At 51.8% G+C, this 18,290-nt stretch carries 15 protein-coding genes; 5 read left to right on the top strand and 10 right to left on the bottom strand.

Annotation, left to right across the window (positions count from 1 at the left end; translation table 11 throughout):
- Nucleotides 1–287: 287 nt before the first annotated feature.
- The 4 genes from H6585_05775 to H6585_05760 all read right to left on the bottom strand — a co-directional run bounded on the left by H6585_05775 (nucleotide 288) and on the right by H6585_05760 (nucleotide 3,197).
- Entirely contained in the window at nucleotides 288–602 is a 315-nt protein-coding gene (locus tag H6585_05775) for a type II toxin-antitoxin system RelE/ParE family toxin (GenBank protein MCB9447839.1), read from the bottom strand.
- Entirely contained in the window at nucleotides 586–813 is a 228-nt protein-coding gene (locus H6585_05770; GenBank protein MCB9447838.1) for an addiction module protein, read from the bottom strand. The genes H6585_05775 and H6585_05770 overlap by 17 nt, the downstream gene beginning before the upstream one ends.
- Before the next feature lie 442 nt (nucleotides 814–1,255).
- Nucleotides 1,256–2,236, bottom strand: a complete 981-nt coding sequence (locus H6585_05765) for a phosphoribosylaminoimidazolesuccinocarboxamide synthase (protein MCB9447837.1) — start codon at nucleotides 2,234–2,236, stop codon at nucleotides 1,256–1,258.
- A 13-nt stretch (nucleotides 2,237–2,249) separates the two neighbouring features.
- Complete coding sequence (locus H6585_05760) at nucleotides 2,250–3,197, bottom strand: PhoH family protein (GenBank protein MCB9447836.1); 948 nt, start codon at nucleotides 3,195–3,197, stop codon at nucleotides 2,250–2,252.
- A gap of 120 nt (nucleotides 3,198–3,317) precedes the next feature.
- Between H6585_05760 and H6585_05755 the strand changes: the two genes are divergently transcribed.
- The 3 genes from H6585_05755 to H6585_05745 all read left to right on the top strand — a co-directional run bounded on the left by H6585_05755 (nucleotide 3,318) and on the right by H6585_05745 (nucleotide 7,221).
- On the top strand, nucleotides 3,318–4,109 hold the full coding sequence (locus H6585_05755; protein ID MCB9447835.1) for an SAM-dependent chlorinase/fluorinase: 792 nt from the start codon (nucleotides 3,318–3,320) through the stop codon (nucleotides 4,107–4,109).
- A gap of 223 nt (nucleotides 4,110–4,332) precedes the next feature.
- Complete coding sequence (locus H6585_05750; protein ID MCB9447834.1) at nucleotides 4,333–4,626, top strand: antibiotic biosynthesis monooxygenase; 294 nt, start codon at nucleotides 4,333–4,335, stop codon at nucleotides 4,624–4,626.
- 240 nt (nucleotides 4,627–4,866) lie between these two features.
- Nucleotides 4,867–7,221: a PKD domain-containing protein gene (locus H6585_05745; GenBank protein MCB9447833.1), complete on the top strand. Its 2,355-nt coding sequence runs from the start codon at nucleotides 4,867–4,869 to the stop codon at nucleotides 7,219–7,221.
- Between the two features lie 219 nt (nucleotides 7,222–7,440).
- On the opposite strand, the gene H6585_05740 is transcribed toward H6585_05745, so the two are convergent.
- The 3 genes from H6585_05740 to H6585_05730 form a co-directional block, all read right to left on the bottom strand.
- Nucleotides 7,441–7,929, bottom strand: coding sequence for a hypothetical protein (locus tag H6585_05740; GenBank protein ID MCB9447832.1), 489 nt, complete (start codon nucleotides 7,927–7,929; stop codon nucleotides 7,441–7,443).
- A gap of 191 nt (nucleotides 7,930–8,120) precedes the next feature.
- Nucleotides 8,121–9,290 carry a diaminopimelate decarboxylase gene (gene lysA, locus H6585_05735; protein ID MCB9447831.1) on the bottom strand — a complete coding sequence of 390 codons (1,170 nt, stop codon included), beginning with the start codon at nucleotides 9,288–9,290 and terminating at the stop codon, nucleotides 8,121–8,123.
- A 3-nt stretch (nucleotides 9,291–9,293) separates the two neighbouring features.
- Nucleotides 9,294–10,628, bottom strand: coding sequence for an aspartate kinase (locus H6585_05730; protein ID MCB9447830.1), 1,335 nt, complete (start codon nucleotides 10,626–10,628; stop codon nucleotides 9,294–9,296).
- 204 nt (nucleotides 10,629–10,832) lie between these two features.
- Here H6585_05730 and H6585_05725 point away from each other — a divergent pair, with 204 nt between their 5' ends.
- A complete protein-coding gene (locus tag H6585_05725) occupies nucleotides 10,833–11,498 on the top strand; it encodes a DNA alkylation repair protein (GenBank protein MCB9447829.1) in 666 nt (221 codons plus the stop codon).
- A 26-nt stretch (nucleotides 11,499–11,524) separates the two neighbouring features.
- Nucleotides 11,525–12,427 carry a site-specific tyrosine recombinase XerD gene (gene xerD, locus H6585_05720; GenBank protein MCB9447828.1) on the top strand — a complete coding sequence of 301 codons (903 nt, stop codon included), beginning with the start codon at nucleotides 11,525–11,527 and terminating at the stop codon, nucleotides 12,425–12,427.
- A 156-nt stretch (nucleotides 12,428–12,583) separates the two neighbouring features.
- Here xerD and H6585_05715 read toward each other — a convergent pair whose 3' ends face one another.
- The 3 genes from H6585_05715 to H6585_05705 form a co-directional block, all read right to left on the bottom strand.
- On the bottom strand, nucleotides 12,584–13,846 hold the full coding sequence (locus H6585_05715; GenBank protein MCB9447827.1) for a peptidoglycan DD-metalloendopeptidase family protein: 1,263 nt from the start codon (nucleotides 13,844–13,846) through the stop codon (nucleotides 12,584–12,586).
- A 114-nt stretch (nucleotides 13,847–13,960) separates the two neighbouring features.
- On the bottom strand, nucleotides 13,961–15,007 hold the full coding sequence (locus H6585_05710) for a tetratricopeptide repeat protein (protein MCB9447826.1): 1,047 nt from the start codon (nucleotides 15,005–15,007) through the stop codon (nucleotides 13,961–13,963).
- An 88-nt stretch (nucleotides 15,008–15,095) separates the two neighbouring features.
- A complete protein-coding gene (locus H6585_05705) occupies nucleotides 15,096–17,735 on the bottom strand; it encodes a gliding motility-associated C-terminal domain-containing protein (GenBank protein MCB9447825.1) in 2,640 nt (879 codons plus the stop codon).
- Nucleotides 17,736–18,290 lie beyond the last annotated feature (555 nt).

Here is an 18,290-nt window from a genome sequence, read left to right as displayed (position 1 = left end):
CGTTGTAGCGGATGCGGAATGTGAGATGTGAGACGATAGACTTTAAGCTCAAAGACCCAATCACTTTCATTTGTCATTCGTAATGTTTGTGGCGTACCTACGGCACGCATGCATTCATCTCCTTAGTGTGTGTTCTTCCACCCATGTGTTGTTCCTATGGAACAATGCAAGACGCATGCGTCAGACCGGATTCGCTCCATTAGGAGCGATACATTGGTAGCATGCATACACCCGCGGTACGCAGGCGTGCCGCAGGTACGCCACAAGCCGTCATCTTGCATCTTCATCTACCAAGCTTCATCGAGTCGATGATCCCACGACGAGGGATTTCTGCTTGTATGAAACACCGCCATCACACGGATATTCAGCTCATCCAGTAAGTAATGAATTCCATAGGGAAAGCGCGAGATGTAATGTACCCGAATCCCCTTGTACATGATCTGATTCAGCCGGGGACTGCGCGTCAAAAGGTAAAACGCATCTTCAAGACATGATTCAAATTCCTCTCCTAATCCCGGACGCCGGGATTCGTACCACAAATAAGCATCCCGGATATCAAGTCCGGACTCGTCAGAAAACAGAAGGCTATAATGTGTCGTCATTCGGGCGAAGGAACTTTTTGATTTCATCCCATGTATGAAATCCGGTTTTCCCTCCCCGGTGTTTTTCCAGGCGCTTATCAAGCTCCTGTTTTTGGGCTTCCGAAAGTTTCAGATCGCTCGGATCAATGCTGTCCCAAAGCTGTTGAATGATCAATATACGCTCCGCCACACTGAGTTTCAGTAATTCCTGTATACGGATGGCATTGTTCATATGATAAAGGTAAAGGAAATTATCTGATTCCGTTCGTCCATTCCAGACGTTAGACGCAAAGACCCGATCACTTTCATTTGTCATTTGTCATTCGTCATTCGTAATGTTTGTGGCGTACCTACGGCACGCATGCATTCATCTCCTTAGTGTGTGTTCTTCCACCCATGTGTTGTTACTATGGAACAATGCAAGGACGCATGCGTCAGACCGGATTCGCTCCATTAGGAGCGACACATTGGTAGCATGTAAACATCCGCGGTAGGTAAGCGTGCCGTAGGTACGCCACCATCAAAACAAAAAGCCTCCCGTGGTGAACATGAGAGGCTTTTTTTGATACCGGTAGGAATGCGCGGGGTATTGGTCAATAGTCAATGGCCTGTCCGACCGTAACGAAGTGCAGGCGGGTCAATGGTCGGATGTTATTGACACGACCGACAGGGAGTTATTGACTGCACAGCAACTGACTACCCTCACCCCACCTTTCGGTCAGGAATTTATTCACGTTCGCTTCGATGCGTGACAACACCTGGCCGCTGTCTGCCTTGACAAACGCATCGCCGGTGATCTTTTCGAACAGCTCGATGTAACGCTCGGATATCTGTGTTACGATCTCATCGGTCATCTCAGGTACCTGCTGACCTTCCTTGCCCTGGAAACCGTTTGCCATCAGCCATTCGCGCACGAATTCCTTTGACAGCTGTTTCTGGGCTTCGCCTTTCTGCTGACGCTCTTCGTAACCTTCCTTGTAGAAGTAACGGGATGAATCAGGGGTGTGAATTTCATCGATGAGGGTGATGACACCGTTCTCATCTTTTCCGAATTCATATTTGGTATCCACGAGGATCAGTCCGCGCTCGGCAGCAATTTCGGTACCACGCTTGAACAATGCACGGGTGTATGCTTCCAGTTGTTCATAGTCTTCTTTGGAAACCAATCCGGACGACACGATCTCGGCCGGCGTGATGTCCTCATCATGGCCTTCATCGGCTTTGGTGGAAGGCGTGATAATGGGTTCCGGGAAACGGTCGTTCTCCTTCAGGCCTTCGGGCATCACAGCACCGCAGAGTTCGCGGGTGCCTGCCTTATAGGTGCGCCATGCGTGACCCGACAGGTAACCACGAATCACCATTTCCACTTTGAAAGGCTGACAGTAGCGGCCCACGGTCACCATCGGGTCCGGCACATCAATCACCCAGTTGGGCACGATGTCGGATGTGGCATCCAGGAACTTGGCAGCGATTTGGTTCAACACCTGTCCTTTGAACGGAATGCCCTTGGGGAGCACCACGTCAAAAGCAGAGATGCGGTCAGACACGACCATCACCAGTAATTTGTTATCGATGTTATACACATCACGGACTTTTCCCTGGTAATGACTTACCTGTCCGCGGAAGTTAAAGTTGGTTTTTGTCAATGCATTCATAGGCTTGAATTGATTATTTCTGTTCTGGTTCTCCGTAAGCTTCTACAATTCGTTTCACCAGCTGGTGGCGGATGATGTCTACCTGGTCCAGGGTGATAAAAGAAATTCCTTCCACATTGGCCAGCAGCTTCCTTGCCTGGAGCAGGCCACTGGGCTGATGCCTGGGCAGGTCGATCTGCGTTACATCACCCGTGATCACGAACCTGGCGTTAGGCCCCATGCGGGTGAGGAACATCTTGAGTTGGTTCTCGGTGGCGTTCTGGGCTTCATCCAGGATCACGAAGGCATTGTCGAGGGTGCGGCCGCGCATGAACGCAAGCGGTGCAATCTGGATGATCCCGTTTTCCATGTACGCCTGCAGTTTGGATGCAGGGATCATGTCGTGCAACGCATCATACAACGGCTGCAGGTACGGATCGATCTTTTCCTTCAGGTCTCCGGGCAGAAAACCCAGGTTCTCCCCTGCTTCCACTGCCGGACGTGTAAGGATGATGCGACGCACCTCCTTCTTCTTCAGCGCCCTTACGGCCAGGGCCACGGCGGTGTATGTTTTGCCGGTTCCCGCCGGACCGATGGCAAAGATCATGTCGTTCTCGTCGCAGGCAGCCACCATGCGACGCTGGTTCAGGGTGCGGGCTTTGACCATCAGGCCGTTTTGCCCGTACACCAGCACATCGTCAAAAGAAACGCCGTTGCCGTTTTCCGGATCGGCATGCTGAAGGATCTCCTCCACCATGTGATCGGGTAGTTTTCCTTTTTTCTCGATCTGGGCGATCAACACATCCATTTTCTGACTAAAAAGTTCAAGGTCGGCTTCGATGCCACGCGCCTTCAGGACGGTGCCCCGGGCCACAATGGAAACCGCCGGGAACTGCTTCCTGATCGCATGCAGATGGGTGTCGTTGACCCCATACAGATCAACCGGCGAGATGGTGTCGAGGTGGATGATGATCTCTTTCAAATGCCTCAAATTATTCCTGTCCGATACACCTCGCCTTTCGGGCAAGGTTTCTTTTTCATTAATTTTACGGTCAAATTTAGGACTTTCGCCTCGATTTGGCGTCCTGCAAGCGGCCTTTTTATGCGCATTATTACCCTCACAAGCGACTGGGGAAACCGGGATTATTATGCAGCAAGTGTAAAAGGCACGATCTATAAGCAATACAGCGAGGTTAACGTGGTGGACATCACCCACAACATTGACCCTTTTGACATCCTGCAGGCTGCCTTCGTTCTCAAGAACGCTTACAGCCAGTTTCCACCCGGAACCATCCACATGGTGGCGGTGCACTCACACCCCGGCGCCGATGTACCCCACCTGGCGCTGGAATACGAGGGGCACTATTTCATCGGCACAGACAATGGCATTTTTTCCCTGATCCTCGAACAGCCCGCCACCAAGGTAGTGGAACTGACCATCAGCCAGGACAGCGACCTGATGACCTTCCCTGCCAAAGAGCTGTTCGTAAAAGCTGCATGCCACATCGCCAGGGGAGGCACCCTGGAAATGCTGGGACGTCCCTATACCCAAATGGTACAACGCACCTTCCTCCAGCCGGTCACCGAAACCAACCTCATCAAGGGCAGCGTATTGTATGTGGATGTGTATGGGAACGTGATCACGAACATCAAGCGACAGGATTTCAAGCAGGTGGGCAAATCACGGAACTTCAATATGTCATTCCGCCGACCCGGCTATGACATCCAGGTCATTCACAAAGCCTATGACGAAGTACCAGACGGTGAAAAACTCGCACTGTTCGGTGCCTCGGGCTACCTGGAAATAGCCATCAACAAAGGACATGCAGCCAACCTGCTGGGTCTGCGGGTGGGCGAAATCGTAAGGATTGATTTTGCGGAAGAAGAAAGATAATTTGAAAATGGTCAATGACTCCCTGCGGTCGTGTCAATTCGCTGCGCGGTCAGTGGCTCCCTTCGGTCGCGTCAATTCGCTGCGCGGGCAATAGCTCCCTATCGGTCGCGTAAATGGCATCCGACACCCATTGACTATTGACCATTGACTATTGACCATTGACTATTGACTATTGGCCATTGACTATTGACTAACGACTTGCTACTTACGACTTACGACTCCCATGCTCACCCGCCTTGTAAAAATGACCTTCCGCTCCGAAGCCTGTGCCGAATTCGAGCGCATCTTCGAAACCGCATCACCGCAGATAAGGGCATTTGAAGGGTGCCGGTCGGTGGAACTTCTGCGCGATATGGAAGCCGGAAACATCTACTTCACCCGAAGCACCTGGAAGTCGGATGCAGCATTGCAGGCATACCGCAACTCGGAATTGTTCGCTGCCACATGGGCGAAAACGAAGGTGCTGTTTGAGGAGAAAGCTGAGGCGTGGAGTATGGAAAGTGTTGCGAGCTTGTAACATGAGTCGCTGTGTGGCAAGTTGCTCCTTTCAGTCGCGTAAGTGTGCTGCGCGGTAAATACCTCCCTTCGGTCGTGTCAATTCGCTGCGCGGGTCAATGGCTCCCTCCGGTCGCGTCAATAACATCCGGCCCCATTGACCATTAACCATTAACCATTGACCATTGACTATTGACCATTGACTTGCTACCTACGACTCACGACTAATTTTCCTACTTTGGTCAGCCTAAACCTTGTACCGATGAAAAAAACGCTGACGTTTTTCATGCTGGCCGCATCTTTGCTGGCCATCTCCACCATCCAGGCTTCCGGCCAATGCACACCGGATTTCAACAAAACCACACCTAATGCATACCCGGATACACTGACTGCTGCTTTGAATGGTACAGGCTATACGGATACAGTAACGATGGTATTCTATGCGGATACCACCGTCAGCGGGTTTACCTTCCCGGTCGACTCCGTGCAAATCACATCTGTAACCGGTCTCCCAACAGGCGTCAGCTATACCTGTGGAAGCGCAACCTGCACCGCTTATGAGAATTCTTCCAATCCGCTCTACGAATGCCTTGAAATATCAGGCACACCTTCGGGCATGTCGGGAGACATCAGCCTTATCATCAACTACACCTATTGGGTAACCATCTTCGGCACCCCCAATCCTTTTCCGTCAGCCGATACGATCACCCTCCCCTGGAATTGCTCCAATCTTGATCCAGGCTTCAGCTTAAATGCCACCAACCTGCAAGTCGCATTTACCGATACTTCTTCCGGAACACCCACCAGCTGGCTCTGGGATTTCGGCGATGGCAACATCAGCACCCAACAAAACCCGACGCATACATACGCCACAACAGGAACCTATACTACGTGCCTCACGGTCACCAACAGCTGTGGCACCGATTCGGTTTGTCATTCGGTGAACGTCACCTGTCCGGTTCCTGATCCCGGTTTCAGTTTCACAGCTTCCAACCTGCAGGTATCCTTCACAGATACTTCCACCAATACACCCACCAGCTGGCTGTGGGATTTCGGCGATGGCAACATCAGTACCCAACAGAATCCCACGCATACATACGCCACAACGGGAACCTATACCACATGCCTCACTGTAACCAACAGCTGTGGCACCGATTCGGCCTGCCATTCGGTGAACGTCACCTGTCCGGTTCCTGATCCCGGTTTCAGCTTCACAGCTTCCAACCTGCAAGTCGCATTTACCGATACTTCTTCGGAAACACCCACCAGTTGGTTCTGGGACTTCGGTGACGGAAACACCAGCACACAACAAAACCCAACCCATACATACGCCACAACAGGCACCTACACCACATGCCTCACTGTAACCAACAGCTGTGGCACAGACTCAGCCTGCCATTCGGTGAACGTCACCTGTCCGGTTCCTGATCCTGGTTTCAGCTTCACAGCTTCCAACCTGCAAGTCGCATTTACAGATACTTCTTCGGAAATACCCACCAGCTGGCTGTGGGATTTTGGTGACGGCAACATCAGTACCCAACAGAATCCCACGCATACATACGCCACAACGGGAACCTATACCACATGCCTCACTGTAACCAACAGCTGCGGTACCGATTCGGCCTGCCATTCGGTGAACGTCATCTGTCCGGTTCCTGATCCCGGTTTCAGCTTCACAGCTTCCAACCTGCAGGTATCCTTCACAGATACTTCCACCAATACACCCACCAGCTGGTTCTGGGACTTCGGTGACGGAAACACCGGCACACAGCAAAACCCCACACATACGTACGCCACAGCAGGAACCTATACTACGTGCCTCACGGTCACCAACAGCTGTGGCACCGACTCAGCCTGCCATTCGGTGAACGTCACCTGTCCGGTTCCTGATCCTGGTTTCAGCTTCACAGCTTCCAGCCTGCAGGTATCCTTCACAGATACTTCCACCAATACACCCACCAGCTGGCTGTGGGATTTCGGCGATGGAAACATCAGTACCCAACAGAATCCCACGCATACATACGCCGTTGCAGGAACCTACACCACATGCCTCACCGTAATCAACAGCTGTGGTACCGATTCCATCTGTCACTCCATAACCATTTGTAACTCCCTGGTGTCAGGCTTTAACTACGCACAAATCAACCTGGGAGAAGTAGTTGAATTCACAGACACTTCCTCGGGTTCGCCGGTAAGCTGGCTATGGGATTTCGGCGACGGAAACACAAGCACGCAACAGAACCCCACCTATTACTATGCTGCCAACGGCACCTACACGGTGTGCCTGACTGTGACCGACGAATGCACATCCGACTCAACATGTGACACCGTGGTGGTCCTGATCACATCCGCCGGAACACAGCAAGAAGAACCGCTATTCTCTGTATACCCCAACCCGGGCCATGGCCGGTTCACGCTGCGACTGAAAGATGCAAGTCAGCAAGACTACACCTTGAACGTCTACGACCTGCAAGGGAAAAAGCTGCACACCCAACGCGTTTACCAGGCTGGCGGCGAGATCTCACTAACCCTGAACCTGGCGCCGGGCCTGTACCGTGTGTCAATGATGGGATCGGATGGAAGAATCGGAAATGTAGCGGTGGTGGTGGAGAATTAATAATTAGAAATTAGAAATTGGGGGATGTGTGGCAAAGAGCTCCTTCCAGTCGCGTAAATATGCTGCGCGGTAAATAGCTCCCGTTGGTCGCGTCAATGGCCTACCATCATTGACGCAACTTCACGATGAACCTTTGGCGATATGCGTTGGGCGATGCAGTTCTACAGCTACCGACACCAACTTGAGACTCGCGACTTGAGACTCGCAACTTGCGACTTATCAATGGCTCCCTCCGGCCCCGGAATCCAACAATTCAAATGAGTCCATAAACCTCACAGCGGATGCATTGTTATCTTTTTCTGTTTCAGCAATGGTTTGCAACATATACATGACGTTTTTCACCAGATACATCCTCATGCGAATAATGGCCTGGCCATTCCCATAATCAATGGACATTTCTCTTCCCGGGTATTGTCCCAGTTGAATTTCCTTTTTGGATAGCAGCTTGCCCTGAACATTTGACACAGCGCCGTTAATGGCACCTTCGAAAAAGGCCTCCAGCTGCTCCGTTTTATCCGAATGCACCAATGTATCCGGGTATTCCGTGCAATTGACGAGATAAAGCACGTTGTCATCATTCCCTCCTTCGGAAGCATCATACATGAACATATTCATCTTCAATTCCCCGATTGCGGAGTTTACCACCTGCGTATTCTCTTCAGGCTTTTTGGGGAATTCCACGCTATATCCAAAGTGTTCCGACTTCAACAAAAACCATTTTTCAGGCTTAACAAAACCCATGAAGGCTATTAGCACCAAGGATGCAGAAAAAATTTTCAGAAACTTCATTGCGTATTTTTTAATAAAATTCAACTGTTGTACCTGCCATCCGGCCACTAACAACCAGCAACCATTAACCAATTCCCATTTTCAAATTGGCACATTCACACATTGGCACATCAGGAAATCACCGACACCTCTGCGTATACCGCAGGCGCTTTCGTCCGGAGGTTGTAGAACGATGCCATGACTTCCGAATAGGCGCCCGTGGTGCGAATGGCGATCAGGTCGCCCCTTTTCACCACAGGTAGTTCAACGGCCTTTCCGAAGCAGTCTGATGATTCGCAGATGGGTCCTACTACATCATACTTCTCCTCCCCTTCACCCTTGCGGGGCGTGAGGGATTCAATTTTGTGGTAAGATTGGTACAGGGCCGGACGGATCAGTTCGGTCATGCCTGCATCAAGGATGGCGAAGTTGGTCTTCACGCCTTTCTTCACGTACAGCACCTTTGAGATCAGGCTGCCGCATTGCGCCACGATAGCTCGGCCAAGTTCGAAATGAATTTTCTGTTTGGGGCGTGGCTCCAGGAATTTCTGAAAGATGTCGAAATATGCCTTGAAATCGGGAATGGCATGTTCGTCGGGATGGTGGTAATCCACCCCGAGTCCGCCACCCAGGTTGATATGATCCACGATGATGTGATGTCCGTAGAACCATTGCTGGATCTCATTCACACGGGTACAGAGTCCTTTGAACGCCTCCAGGTCCAGGATCTGAGAACCGATGTGAAAGTGAAGTCCGACCAACTGGATGTTGCTGCTTTTCTTCAGTGTTTCCAGGGTCTTGTCCAGCTCCCACACGTTGATCCCGAACTTGTTTTCTTCGAGACCGGTGGTGATGTACTTGTGGGTATTGGCATTCACGTTGGGGTTGATGCGAAGGGCGATGCGGGCCTGTTTTCCGCGTTGTGCCGCCAGTTCATCGATCACGCGGATCTCCTGGCGAGATTCGCAGTTAAAGCAAAAGATGTCGGCATCCAGGGCAAGGATGATCTCCTCATCCGACTTACCCACCCCGGCAAATACGATGCTTTCGGGGGCGAATCCACATTCCAGTGCACGTTTCACCTCGTTGCCGCTTACGCAATCGGCACCCAGTCCGAACTGGCGCACCATGTGCAGGATCTCCGGGTTCGAATTGGCTTTCAGCGCATAGTGCACGTGGTAGCCATGCGGTTCCGCATTTTTCTGCAGGTCAGTCAGGGTCTGATGCAACACACCCAGGTCGTAATAGTACAGGGGTGTTTGCAGTCCCTTGATGCGTTTGATATCTAGTTGTAGAGCCATGGTTTACTGGGCCTGAGGTACGCGGTATTCTTCAAAGATCACATTCAGTGCGTTCAGCGCGCGGTTCTTCTGGTCGGTGGGTACGAGCACGGAGATGTTGTTCTTGCTGCCACCGTATGAGATCATACGCAGGGGGATGTCGGAAATTGAACTGAAGATTTTGGAAACCACTCCTTCTTTTTCCACGATCAGGTCGCCCACGACACATACGATGGTCATGTCGCCATCCACTTCCACGAAAGCGAACGTTTCAAGTTCCTTGATGATCTCATCCAGGTGCTTCACGTTGTCGATCGTGAGGGATACAGCCACCTCGGACGTGGTGATCATATCAATGGGCGTCTTGTAGCGCTCGAAGATCTCGAACACCTTCCTGAGGAAACCGTAGGCCAGCAACATGCGGCCAGATTTGATCTTGATGGCGGTGATACCGTCTTTCGCAGCCACGGCTTTGATGGTGGCGCCACCGGTTTCGTTGCTGATGGTGGTACCCCTGGCGGAAGGCTCCATGGTGTTAAGGAGTTTCACGGGAATGTTCTTGTCTTTGGCGGGGCGTACGCTTAGCGGGTGCAGGATTTTGGCACCGAAGTAGGCCAGCTCGGCCGCTTCTTCGAATGACATGGCCGCTACCGGGAAGGTGTCTTCCACGATGCGGGGATCGTTGTTGTGCATGCCGTCAATGTCCGTCCATATCTGAATTTCCTCGGCATCGGCTGCCGCGCCCACGAGGGATGCGGTGTAGTCGCTGCCCCCACGCTTCAGGTTGTCGATCTCACCGAATGCATTGCGGCAGATGTATCCCTGGGTGATGAACATTTTCTTGCCTGCATGTGCTTTCAGCTGCTTGGCGAGGTGTTCGGTGATGTAGGCCATGTCCGGCTCTTCATTCTCATCGATGCGCATGAAGTCGAGCGCAGGAAGCAATACCGACTCTTCACCTTTTTCTTCCATGTACAGGTGGAACATGGCGGTTGACATCAGTTCGCCCTGAGCCAGCACGGCGCGTTCTTCAAACAGGGTAAATGAATCTTCGGTGAAGGCGGTCAGGTATTTGAAATGCTCGTTCAGCATGTTGCGGGCCTTTTCGCGGGCCGCATCGGAGCTGTACAGGCTCTGAATGAACGTGTCGTAATGTTTCTGAAGCGCCACGATCTTCGCCTTCGCCCCTTCCTTGTCTTTCTTATACAGGCATTCAGCAATTTCTACCAGGGCATTGGTGGTGCCGGACAGGGCCGACAGTACCACAATGCGCATTCCTTCGCCACGGATCAACCGGGCCACTTCATGCATCCGCTCGGGCTTGCCTACGGATGTTCCTCCGAATTTCAGAATCTTCATACAACCTATGGGTATGATGGGGTTATTAGCTAGAACTATTAAAACGGCTGCAAAGATAAGCAATTCCACATGCTTTCCATGTGGCACCCACCAGAAGCTGTGGCAATTTAGTAAGTCAGGCGCGAACCGATGAAAACATTTGTTGTTTTTGTCTTCCCGTCCCGCCACAATTCCTGATTCCTAATTCCTAATTTCGTCAACATTATGCACCCCTACATCGCCCCGCTCCACCAACTTTTCTCCGACCACTGCAAAGCGGAGGATGCCGCTTCCATGAAGGCCTACATGAAAGACCGTTTCGAATATTTCGGCATCAGGGCCACGCAACGCCGCGAACTGACCCGTGCATTTTACCAGGAAGCCGGACTTCCAGACCGCCGCAACCTGGATGTGATCGTAAAGGAACTATGGAAAATGCCCCAGCGTGAACTGCACTACGTGGCGCAGGAAATGGTGCAGAAGGTGTACAGGAAAATGAATGCAGACGACCTGGACCTGCTGGTATACCTGGCCTCGCATAACTCCTGGTGGGACACCGTGGATTTCATTGCCGCCCACCTGATGGGCACCTATTTCAAGCAACATCCCGAGAATATCACCGGCGCCACACAGGAATGGATGAACTCCGGTAACCTCTGGCTGCAGCGGTGCGTGCTGCTTTTCCAACTGAAATACAAGAAAACGACGGACACGGAACTGCTGTTTGATACCATCCGCGAGTTAAAAGATCACAAAGACTTCTTCATCCGCAAGGCCATCGGCTGGGTGTTGCGCGAATATTCCAAAACAGATGCACATGCCGTGGCCGCCTTCCTGGAAACAATTGAACTGTCGCCGCTCAGCATCCGGGAAGCTTCCAAATATCTTTAGTAGCCCGGCAATTCGTAAATTGCTGCATGGATTGGTCGTCTTCCATCAAAGGATTCAAAGCATTTCTTCAGCTTGAAAAAAGCCTATCGCCGAATTCCGTGGCCGCTTACGGACGGGATGTGGCCAAACTGGCAAAGCTTATGGAAGAGATGAACATCTCCCCTTTGGGCGTTAACCTCAACCACCTTCGCACTTTCCTCGAACATCTGCACAAACAAAAAACCAGCGCCCGTAGCCAGGCACGCATCATCAGCGGCATCAAGGCTTTCTACAAGTTCCTGATGCTGGAAGACATGATCTCCGATAACCCCACTGCCCTGCTGGAAGGCCCCAAGCTGGCACGAAAACTACCGGACGTGCTGAGCATTCAGGACATCGAAACCCTCTTACATACCATCGACCTTAGCAAAGCAGAAGGCCAGCGCAACCGCGCTATGCTGGAAACGCTGTACGGATCCGGCCTGCGTGTATCCGAACTGGTGAACCTGCACATCTCCGACGTACATGGCAAAGAAGGTTTCCTGCGCATCATCGGAAAAGGCAACAAGGAGCGACTGGTTCCCCTGGGAGGCCAGGCCTACAAACACATTGAGATCTACCGCAAAGACGTACGCTGCCATGTACCGGTGCAACGCGATCATGAAGACACGCTGTTCCTGAATCGCCTGGGGCGCGGACTCACGCGCGTGTACGTGTTCACCATGCTCAAAGACCTCGCAGTAAAAGCAGGCATCAAAAAGAAAATCAGTCCGCACACCTTCCGTCACTCCTTCGCCACCCACCTCATTGAAGGCGGCGCCGACCTGCGTGCCGTACAGGAAATGCTCGGCCATGAGTCCATCACCACCACGGAGATCTATACCCATCTCGACAGGGATTTCCTGCGCAATACGATCATCCAATTTCACCCAAGGGGAAAGAATAAATAATTACGAGTGACGAATGGTGAATGAAGTCAATGACTCCCTGTGGTCGTGTCAATACGCTGCGCTGTCAGATGCTCCCTTCGGTCGTGTCAATAACATCCGGCCTCCATTGCTCATTGACCATTGACCGCCCGTAGCTCAAAAAACGATCCGCGAATCCTACAACGCGGCCGTTTGCGGTTGTTCCACCTTCACCGGAATGGCATCCAGTTCTTTTTTCAGGCTGTCGCTGGCAGCTTTGAATGCATCCATGTTTTCCGGTTTCACGGGTTCCGAGGGAGGAAGTTTTTCACGGAGCGGATCCACCTGCTTCCCGTTTTTCCAGAAGCGGAAACAAACGTGCGGACCGGTGGCCAGGCCTGTACTGCCCACAAAGCCGATCACCTCCCCCTGCTTCACATACTTACCGGGCCTGATGCCACTGGCGATCTTCGACATGTGCAGGTACTGCGTGGTATAGGTACCGTTGTGGCGCACCTTCACAAAATTCCCGTTTCCGCTGGTATAGGATGCAGCAATGATCTCGCCGTCACCCACCGTATGAATGGGTGTACCTGTTGGAGCGGCATAGTCGGTTCCGAGATGCGCTTTGTTCCTTTTCAGGACGGGATGAAAACGGTTGAGGCTGTAACGGGAGGATATCCTCGAAAACTTCAGGGGAGCCTTTAAGAACGCTTTGCGCAGACTTTGCGCATGGTCATCGAAGTAATCACCCCGTTCTGCCTGATTGAAATAGAAAGCATAAAAATCCTCGCCCGCGTGCTTGAACCAGCAACCATGTATCTGACCGATACTCACCGGCTTGTCATCCACATACAGTTCATCATAAATGATCTTGTACTGATCTCCGTCCTGGATGCGGTAAAAGTCGATGGTCCATGCATAGATCTCGGAAAGGCTGATGGCCAGACCGGGGTCCACGCCATTGCGCACCATGTTCAGGTAAAGGGATGAGTGAATCTCTCCCGCCACCGTCCTTCTGAGGGTATCCACCCGTTTGGCATCCTGGTAGATTTTGAGGGAATCCCGCCAGTCGAATACCACATAATCAACCGGACTTTTCTCATAAATGAAGCACTGTGCCGCCCCGGCCGAATCCTTGTTGCACAACAGGGTATATTTCCTGCCGGCAGCAAGCCTCCTGACATCAAAGACTTCTTTTGACTGATGGGCGAGGTCTGCGATGGTGGCATAGTCGACCCCATGTTTTCTCAGCAGGGTGGACAGGTTTTCATTGGCACGGATCTCCCCTTCAAAGACATTGAAAGAATCCACCATAAAACCGTAGAGTGAAGCCTGATCGGGTTCTGTAACAACGGTGTCGGGAGCTGCTTTTGATTCGGGGGCCTGCTCTTGATTACGACATGCACCGGCTCCGAGTACAACAACGAATGTCAACAACCACGAAAACGATTTGATCATCTTATACTTGCTTTGTCATCAACAACGGGAAAAGACCCACAGGCCTTGCATCATGCAAGTAAATGAAAATACCCGGCCTCTGGGAAGCCGGGTATCGTTTTTATCAACACCGTTTTATTGATTTCCTCCGGTTTGTTCCTTCAGTCGCTGCTGGTCGTACATACGCTGCTTCAGGATGGAAATGTAGGCATTGGCATTCCCGTTGCCATACTCTCCCGCCGCCTTCTGTGCCCAGCTCAGGGCATTTTCGAGGTTGCCCTTGACTTCGGAAGCCACGGCCAGGTTATATGCTGCACGGCCTTTTTGCTTGTTATCCCCATCAATCAGTACCTTTTTCCACTCGGTGGCGGCAGCGTCCCAGTTTTGCGCGTTTGCATAGGTGGCCCCGGCTTTGAGTCCCGGATGCTTCCGCACGTAATAAGAGCGCGTCACCCACAGGTTCACCGGGCTGATGCGGGCGGCGTAGATGTTTCCGGCGATGTATCCACAAGACTTAACCGTTTCCCTCCTGCTGGGCAGCCGATGACGTGCATCTTTTTCATCAATGCCTTTTGCCGACCATGACTTGGTTCCTATGGCCTTGAACTCGTCCACGATCTGCATGGAGGATGCATCATAGAACCTCCAGCCGGTGGTCACCTTCACATCGGTATTGGCCACGGTAACGGTACGCACGTGCTCCACCCCCTCCTTGTCCTTGTACTTCTCATCCTGCAAGGAAATGTCAACCGAAGCATCTGAGTCAAACACTTCCAGCAGAAGCAACCCATCCGCACCGTTGGCTTGACAAAGCCTTTTCACCTCTTCCCAATCCAGCACGGGCGGGAATGCCTCCCGGCCGGTACCTTCCAGTTCAACCCCGGCATTCACCGCGGTATACCTGGGATAGTCGCGTAGGATCTCCACAAGACCAGCCACACATTCTTCAGACCCTTCTCTGTCCATCCCGATCCCTTCACCGGTAATGATTCCTTCCAGAATGTTTTCCACCTTTTGTTTCTTACTTGGGAAACTGCGATTGGCGATGGCCACCTTCTGAATATGTTGGGGAATGGTGATCTCGGCCGGTTTCACAACCTGTATCCGAAGGCTGTGCATGCCGCAAGAGGAAAGACCTGCCGCAATCATGCACGCAACAGCAAATGATAGGATTCGATTCATGGTGCCAACTTAATAAGAAATTATGTTTTGCATATAAACAAAAAGAGGGCCAAACGACCCTCTTTTTCTGCAACTGAAGAATAACGCATCATTGTTTGATCAGCATCACCGTTCCCGCTTTGATGCTGCCATTCACATCCACCACATACAGATAAGTTCCCTCCGGCACTTTTTCCCCGGCAGTGGTATACCCGTCCCATGCCAGCTGTCCGCCCGGCGGCCTGTAGATCACATTCCCCCACCGGTTCATGATGGTGAGCTTGGTACACTCAGACATCTCTCCTTCCACGAAGACCTTGAACACATCATTGATACCATCGCCGTTCGGGGAGAACACATTGGGCACCTGGGGTTCATTATAAAAATCGTAGTTCCGGATATCGGCATTCACCGTTGCCGTATCGGTGCAGGCACCATTGGTCACCTTCAGTACCACCAGTGATACCTCCCCATAGGTGAACACATGCACGGGGTTGTATTCGGTGGATGTGGTTCCATCGCCGAAATCCCAGAAGACTTCAGTGGCATTGATGCTGACGTCCTTGAATTTCCCTTTGATGCCGTCGCAACTGGGAATCCATATCACATCGAAATCAGCCCTGGGTTGTGTGCTGGTGTTGATGGTAACCATGTCTGTTTGCTCACAGCCATTCGCATCCGTCACTGTGAGGTTATAAACGGTAGGCTGATCCGGCGTAACGGTGACAATGGCCGTAGTGCTGCTGTCCGCCCACATATAAGCATACGGACCTGTTCCTCCGGAGGGATATGTACCGATGGCAAATGTAGAGTTTTCGCATACGGTGGTATCCGGACCGGATTGCGTGACCAGCAACGTGGGTTCATTCACCTGCACACCCACCACACTGTCGCAACCGGCATTGTCGGTAATCGTCACCAGGTAAGATCCCGAGGCAAGGCCAGTGGCCAGCTGGTTGGTCTGACCGTTGTTCCATAGATAGGTATAAGGCGGGGTGCCGCCTGATGCAGTCACCGTTGCTGTTCCATCGGATGAACCGAAACACAGCGCATCTGCAGACGATGTGGTTCCTGTCACCGACGGCAAATCATTCACGGTGGCGGTTACCACAACCTCACAACCATGTGCATCCGTAATGGTCACCACCGCAGGGCCGCTGTAGAGACCAGTAGCAGTTGGCGTGGTCTGGCCATTATCCCAGAGATAGGTGTATGCCGGCGTACCGCCTGATGCAGTCACCGTTGCTGTTCCGGTAGCGATACCACACGGTGCATCCGTACTATCAGTGGCTGCCTCCAGTTGGGTAGGTTGATTGAGCGTAAATGTTTCGGTGGTGGTGCATCCCTTCGAATCCGTCACAGTTACCACATAACTGCCAGTTACAAAACCGGAAGCAATTTGTGTGGTTTGGCCGTCACTCCAAGCATAGGTATAGCCGGGTGTACCACCAGCCGGTGTGGCTTCCACATATCCGTCATTTCCACCATAACAAGCAACATCCGTGATGTTACCGGTGGTACTAAGGGGTGCATTGGGTTCATTGATGGTCACCGATTCCACATACACACAACCGTGATCATCCGTGATGGTCACCTGGTATGTGCCTTTATTGAATCCGGTGCCGGTGGCATTGGTTTGCCCATTGCTCCATAAATAGGTATAAGGTGATGTTCCTCCTGACGGTGTCACGGTTGCTGTACCATCATTTCCTCCGAAGCATCCCACCACGGTGGTGGTTGTAGAAGAACTCGTCAGGGGTGCAGGCTCACCGATGGTAACGGTCGCCTGATCCACGTTCACACATCCGTTGGCATCGGTCACCGTTACCGTATAGGTGCCGGCTGCAAGTCCGGTAGCAGTTGCATTGGTTTGCCCGTTGCTCCAAACATACATATATCCCGGAGTACCACCGGAACCACCTGCTGTTGCGGTACCGTCACTTGAACCATTACACAGCGCATCCACAGGGGTAATGGAGGTCGTCAGATCGGCTGTGGGTTCACCCACCTGCACAGTCACCGTGCTGGCCGGCGTACATCCGTTGTTGTCGGTAACCGTCACGTCATAGTTACCCGCCATCAGTCCTGTTGCTGTTTGGGTAGTCTGACCATCAGCCCACAGATAGGTGTAGTTGGGTGTACCACCCGAAGGCGTTACAGTAGCCGTACCGTCATTGCCTCCGCGGCAGCTTACATCGGTATGTGAATCTGCCACAGTCAGGTCGGCTGAAGGTTCGGTCACATCATAAAATCCGGATCCTTTACAACCATGGCTGTCGGTGATGGTGACCTGATAGGTACCTGCTAGCTTGTTGAACACCGAGTCGGTTGTTTCTCCATTGTCCCAAATGAGGGAATAAGGCGCCGTACCTCCCACTCCGGTTGCCACGGCCACACCGTCATTACCGCCACGGCAGTTCACGGGTATTCCGCTGCCATCCACAACCAACGAATCGGGTGTATCCACCGTGATGGTTTGAATATCGGTACATCCAAAGCCGGCAGAGGTTACAGAAACGGTATAGGTACCGGCCGGTATGCCTGAAATGGAAGAAGTTGTTTTACCATTGCTCCATAGGTATGTAGGATTCACGCCCGTCACGGTGGTCAGGGATATGCTACCGTTGCTGTCACCATAACAGTTGACATCATTGTGGTTGATGGTTTTCACCAGGGCGCAACCGCAATTGTTGCTGGGGCATTCGATGATCGGACAAATGTTAATGGAACATCCGGCCGACAGTTGCATACAAACCGTATAAATATTTCCTTCCTGGAAACCACAAGGAATACCGTATATGAGGCCGTTACCCACCAAATTACAATTTTCATCATAGGTCACCATGTTGGTGACACCGGGGGTACAGGATTGGTTTTGTTGGCGACAGGTAGTTCCATTCGGATCATAATAGTAAGATCCCGAATAACATGTGGAACTTCCGCAGTTTACCGCTTGATACAGCTGAGCGCCAATACCACCTGGACCCGGTTGGCGGAAATAATAACATACGGTTCGGGTGGAAGCGGACGAATTATAGTGGTAACATAATCCTGCATTATAAGCATCGTTATAACTGCTTACATTGCCGGGATTGTTAAAAAAGGGTCCGTTTGGGCTCTGGCAAGAACCTTGCGCAATCGCGTGTTGTACCCCAATGGGCAACAGCAATACCCACAAATAAAAGCAACCTTTATTTATCCTCATTTCCAAGAGTTACTATATTCCAGAACAGGAGCGCGTCAACTGGGTGCTCCGGTAATCAAGTACTCAATGTGGTAATCTTACAATTCAATTGTCCTCAGT

Source organism: Flavobacteriales bacterium (assembly GCA_020635855.1).
Taxonomy (GTDB): Bacteria; Bacteroidota; Bacteroidia; order JACJYZ01; family JACJYZ01; genus JACJYZ01.
Note: the sequence above shows the minus strand (reverse complement) of the source record. Positions and strands in the feature narration are given on the sequence as shown.